Raw genomic sequence first — 5,133 nt, 5'->3', positions numbered from 1 at the left:
TTTATCCCCCTAAAATTGGCGGAGAAAGCGGATATCGCTATTATAACAACGGCGAATATCGTCTATCTCATGTAATACCATAGCAAATCTTTCCACGCCAAAACCAGCAGCAAAACCCGTATAGATTTGGGGGTCATAACCGACTGCTTTTAAGACATTGGGATCCACCATACCACAGCCCATCACCTCCAACCATTTGCCTTTCCACTGCACATCTACCTCGGCCGAGGGTTCAGTAAAAGGGAAGTAGGAAGCGCGGAATTTAACCGGTAAATCGGCCCCGAACATTTGCTTAAGAAATTCTTTAATTGTTCCTTTCAAATCCGTAAAGGTTAATCCCCGGTCTACCGCTAATAATTCCACTTGATGGAAAACCGCAGAATGGGTTGCATCCACGGTATCGCGACGATAAACACGGCCCGGGGCCACAATCCGAATTGGGGGTTCGTGACTTTCCATGTAGCGAATCTGCACTGGGGAGGTATGGGTCCGCAATAAACGACCATCCCTCAAGAAAAAAGTATCCTGCATATCCCGGGCCGGATGGTCAGCAGGGATATTTAAAGCCTCAAAATTATAATAATCGGTTTCTACCTGCGGCCCAGTGGCGATGCTGTAACCCAGACCGACGAAAATATCGATCATGCGATCAACTGTGCTATTTAAGGGGTGAATTCGCCCTAAAGGACGGCTAAGAGCAGGCAGGGTGACATCGAGGGTTTCCGCCGCTAATTTCGCCTTAATTTGGGCATTCTGGAGACTTTCTCGCTGGGATTCCAGCAGCGATTGTACTGATTCTTTGACCTCATTAGCGATCGCACCGAGGCGCGGTCTCTCTTCGGGGGTTAATTTGCCCATTTCGCGTAAAATCTGCGATAATTCTCCTTTCTTACCGAGATAATTCACTCTTAGCTGTTCTAAGTCTTCTAGGGTTGTTGTTTGTTCGATGGAATTTTCCGCTTTCGCTGCCAGGGTTTTTAGGGCAGTTTCGATCGGATGGGGGGATAAACTCATAATTAGGGCATTTTATAGGGCAGCATTCTAGTCTAGTTTATCAAGAGAGGGAATTTGGGGAGACAGTTGCAGGGGCGATTTGCTTTCCGGGGTGACGATTCCCTGAGATGGTTTGCTGTATCATGTTCATCGCTCCCTGTCCCCTCTGATCAAATGAGAGCTTATTGCATGAGTACCTCGTCGAACCTAGAACTTTCAATGGGAACCAGCTTCTCTTGATTGCATCAGATTTCTGGTTTTTTTAAAATGAACTCGATCGAGGCAAAAACCGCAGATAATTCTAGTTTAGTTGACGAGGAGAGTTTCTGGTAAACTTCGGCAATTTGATTAGAAAAACTATAGACTAATTTATTCTCCATATAGAGAGGATGTCCAATATAGTGGGAATCTTTAAGAATTTTTTTCAGTTTGTTGACTCGCTTCGGTGGAACAATTAACACAAGTTTTCCTGCCAGTTCTGGATAAATTTTTAGTAATTCCATAAAGCGATCGATTCCTGTGGTGATCGGTGTACTGGTTTCTACTTCAAAAGCGAACACTGCATCGCCTAAGTTATTAAACCAGATGAGATCGATCTGTTGTATTTTATCTCTGTCCCACTTTCCTAATTTATCGATCGGTAATTTTTCTAGAGAAATATCTTTAAAAGCTTCTCCATTCCAATAACCTGTAGATTGTTCTTTTTTGCCAATATAAGGCTTTAATCCGACAGCAATAGCAATTTTTGCCAGAGCGTAGATAATTTGATCGTGAGGAATTTTATCTGCTTGTTTGGGAAAATCTAAACCAGTTAAAACGGAAGAAATTGGCTCTATATTTAAATCGAGAGTTAGCTGAAGACCTTCTTCTTGCCCTAGTTGCCAGTGCCGACCATCGGGAGAATAAGCTAACTTTTCTAAAACCTTTAAAATCGATTGATCGCTTGGTGTTGTCCCGTTGATCAGGTTAGGCATGACCGCAAAAATAATTTCATCAAAAGTTGCTACTTTTCCCTGTCGTTTTTTGGCAGTTAGAAAATCCAAGAGATAAAATCTTATTCGATCTTCTAGCGGAATAAAGCAACCGATTTTCGTATTTGTACGAATTCTCCAGAGATGATCTAATTCCGAAAAGTTGAATTCCTCTTTTAACAAAGGAGTAATATCATCTATTTGTTTCTTGACTTGGGTTAGTAAGCCATTTTCCAATAATTTAGGAATGAGCGCATTATAAATATCTTCTGTGGAAGCACCCGAACTTTTAACGATTGTCATCTCGGCCACTTCTTTAATAATTTGCAGGATATCGATCCCGACTTTACTGATGGCGATTGTTTTGGGATTATTCACTTTTCTAAAGTTTAAAACTAACTCTCCCGATAGGACAGTCAGAGGATTTTTCTTTTTGTGTAATGAGGGCGTAGTAGAATGTTGTACAGAGGAATTTACATACTCAAAACCAGCTTCTTGAGCAGATTTAACGATCGCATCCCAATAGGCGGGATCTTTGTGAGCAAAAACAATACTCATCCAGCGATCAAATTTCAAAACTCGAAACATTTCTCGAATGGAATTCGATAACAAATTGATGTAAGTTTCTTTCGATTTCTTTAAATCTCCTCCTTCGATCGCTTCCAATTCTCTTGCGTTATCGCTCACTTCAAATCCTAGCCAAGCATTCCACATAGTCGAGAGATCTAAATAGGCAATATGTTGTCCGTAGGGAGGATCGGTATAGATATAATCCACGGATTCGGACGATATGCCAGTTAAGTCCGTCGCTGAGAAATCAAAAATTGAAAAATTTTCTTGATAAAAATCACCGATTACTGTATTAGTTTCGATCTTGAATTTTGCCGTCCCCTTAAATTTCTGCTCGAATTGTTCCCAGACATTAAGATCGATAGTTTGAGGAGGAATCCAATAGCGATATAAGCGCATAATTCCGCTATCACCTCGACTGGCTTTTCGCCCAGTCGTCGAATTAAAGGTTAAATTGGTTTTATTGAGAGTTGCCGAGAAAGTAAACCTCATTAAATCTTTAATGATCGGATCGGTGATTAATTCAATCTGGTTGAGAATTAGAGAAAGGGAAAATAATTGACGTTTGGTAAACAAATTTTCTACAGATTCTGCGTCCGCATTTTTCGGTAAACGAACCCCTTGCGGATACCAATAGGGAATCTCTAAATCCGCCGCTTCTTCTGGAGACATTCGATAAACTTCCTCAATCTTTTCCTGACAATTTCTGGCGATGTCATCGAAAGCAGACCGAAAATCATCGATGTTAACGGGACTAACAGCGATATTGCGGCAGATAAAACCAGCCATCGGGTTAATATCCGAGTAAATCGCCTTTCGCTTTAAAACTAGAGCCTCTACCGCAGTCACTCCCGATCCCCCAAAGGGATCTAAAACCACATCTCCCACCTGACTAAAACGCTTAATATATTCCTGTACCACATTCCAAGCGCGCCGGGTAAAATAGGGATGACTTCCCCAATGGCGTAACGTCCCTTGTTTTTTGGGATCGATCGGCCCAGAAATGGGATCGATCATTCTATAGTCGAAGGAGGAAGCACTCATCTGGCCTTAAGAATAGAGTTCTATATATTACTGTACCCAGATGTGAGGGTATGGCGAGGATACCCTCTTGGGAGCATCCTACGCACTGCCGGAGGAAGTCCGGCTCTTGTTGCCGTTTCTCGGCAACAGGTGGGGAAAGCACCCCAGAAATCGAATCCTCGGCCTTAGTTTCCAGGGTTTTTAGGGCAGTTTCGATCGGATGGGGGGATAAACTCATAATTAGGGCATTTTATAGGGCAGCATTCTAGTCTAGTTTATCTGCTCCCGTGGCGAGACAGGCAGAATCGATCAAAGCTAATAGCTATGTGCTAGGATGGAAGTTGAGAATAAAAGTCGGCACTGCGGCTCGTTGTCAGTATTAATGGTCAAAGCGTTTCTGTTTAGTATTGGTTCAGCTAGTTCCCGAAATCTTGGTTCTCTACAAATCTGTTGTTTTTATCTGTGCAAGGATAGGTTTTATGTCAATTTATGTTGGTAATCTCCCCTTCGAGGTTGACCAAGAAGACGTGGTTGAGGTTTTTAAGGAATATGGTGAGATCAAGCGCGTTCACTTTCCCATGGATCGGGAAACGAAAAGAAAACGCGGGTTCGCTTTCGTGGAAATGGAAACCCCAGAGCAAGAAGCGAAGGCTATTGCCGCTCTTGACGGCGCTCAATGGATGGGACGAGAATTAAAAGTCAATCAAGCTCGTGAAAAAGAACCCAGATCTTCCTTCGGTGCTGGCGGCGATCGCAATCGGGAGCGTCGCTACTAATCCCCGACCGTAACCATTCTAGGTTATCGGAAATTTGGGTTGAAAACCCCGTCCTTTTAGGACGGCTTTGTGCGAGAATAGCTCCAGGTTGCCAACCGTGAGAACGTGAGGAAGCAGGTTAAACTTCCTACTCCGTCATCTCAAAATTTCTAACAGTCAATGGTGTTCAATTAAGTCCAAACTGTAAGAACGCAAAACAATTAAATACTGTGGGACACACAGAAATTTACGCTTGGGGAGTAGTCCATAAGAGTGCTTGCCTTATCGGTGTAGTCGGACTAGACATGAAACCGTAAGACCAAAATTAGCGTTGCTAGTGGAGGCAGGATTCAGCCCAAGAATCTCCGCACTTTTAGGGCGGAGAGTGTCAATGTCAATAGGGGGAGCGAGCGCTCGTTTCCCCGCTTGTCTATCTAATATCCCAAGGAGATTCTTGTGGCTAAACGTCGTAATTTGAAAAAAGAAAAAGCTGAACGCAACCGCGCCTACGCTCGTCAATTCCGGGCTGCTTCTAATCGTACCACCACCAGAGGAGGTAGAGGCGGTTATTCCAGCGATCAAAGACAATCTTCGGAAAATGAAGGGGCAGCCGATACCTAATCTGCTGACTTAGTTAGGGTCTGCGGCAAAAAGTTTTTCGTGGGGACAGGGTGTAGGGTGTGGGGTGTGGGGTGTAGGGTTTTACCGATTCTCATCTGGTCAATTACCTAATTTTCAGAGAAAAAGTCCCAGAATTTTCCCCCTATCTCTCCCACAACTGGTACTTTTTGATTGACAAAAAGTCTAAAAGTCTTACCCAA

At 43.2% G+C, this 5,133-nt stretch carries 4 protein-coding genes; 2 read left to right on the top strand and 2 right to left on the bottom strand.

Annotation, left to right across the window (positions count from 1 at the left end):
* Nucleotides 1-9 precede the first annotated feature (9 nt).
* Both pheS and PX484_RS00565 read right to left on the bottom strand, forming a co-directional pair.
* The gene (pheS, locus tag PX484_RS00570; protein WP_287666672.1) at nucleotides 10-1,014 is read right to left on the bottom strand and encodes a phenylalanine--tRNA ligase subunit alpha; all 1,005 of its coding nucleotides are present in this window, start codon (nucleotides 1,012-1,014) and stop codon (nucleotides 10-12) included.
* Nucleotides 1,015-1,238: 224 nt separating this feature from the next.
* A complete protein-coding gene (locus PX484_RS00565; protein ID WP_002803466.1) occupies nucleotides 1,239-3,578 on the bottom strand; it encodes a DNA methyltransferase in 2,340 nt (779 codons plus the stop codon).
* Between the two features lie 458 nt (nucleotides 3,579-4,036).
* Here PX484_RS00565 and rbp point away from each other — a divergent pair, with 458 nt between their 5' ends.
* A complete protein-coding gene (gene rbp, locus PX484_RS00560; protein ID WP_287767231.1) occupies nucleotides 4,037-4,333 on the top strand; it encodes an RNA-binding regulator in 297 nt (98 codons plus the stop codon).
* A gap of 435 nt (nucleotides 4,334-4,768) precedes the next feature.
* Nucleotides 4,769-4,933 (top strand): Asl3888 family RNA-binding protein, encoded by a 165-nt coding sequence (locus tag PX484_RS00555; RefSeq protein WP_002733784.1) that lies wholly within the window; start codon nucleotides 4,769-4,771, stop codon nucleotides 4,931-4,933.
* Nucleotides 4,934-5,133: the final 200 nt, after the last annotated feature.

Origin of the sequence: Microcystis sp. M49636_WE2 (genome assembly GCF_030065375.1) — a bacterium.
Classification (GTDB): Bacteria; Cyanobacteriota; Cyanobacteriia; order Cyanobacteriales; family Microcystaceae; genus Microcystis; species Microcystis aeruginosa_C.
The sequence above is the reverse complement of the archived record's forward strand: the minus strand, read 5'-3'. Positions and strand labels throughout refer to the sequence as shown.

What these genes read in the sequence shown, in the direction of transcription:
- PX484_RS00565 (WP_002803466.1), bottom strand. Translation starts at nt 3,578, where the DNA reads ATGAGTGCTTCCTCCTTCGACTATAGAATGATCGATCCCATTTCTGGG.
- rbp (WP_287767231.1), top strand. Translation starts at nt 4,037, where the DNA reads ATGTCAATTTATGTTGGTAATCTCCCCTTCGAGGTTGACCAAGAAGAC.
- pheS (WP_287666672.1), bottom strand. Translation starts at nt 1,014, where the DNA reads ATGAGTTTATCCCCCCATCCGATCGAAACTGCCCTAAAAACCCTGGCA.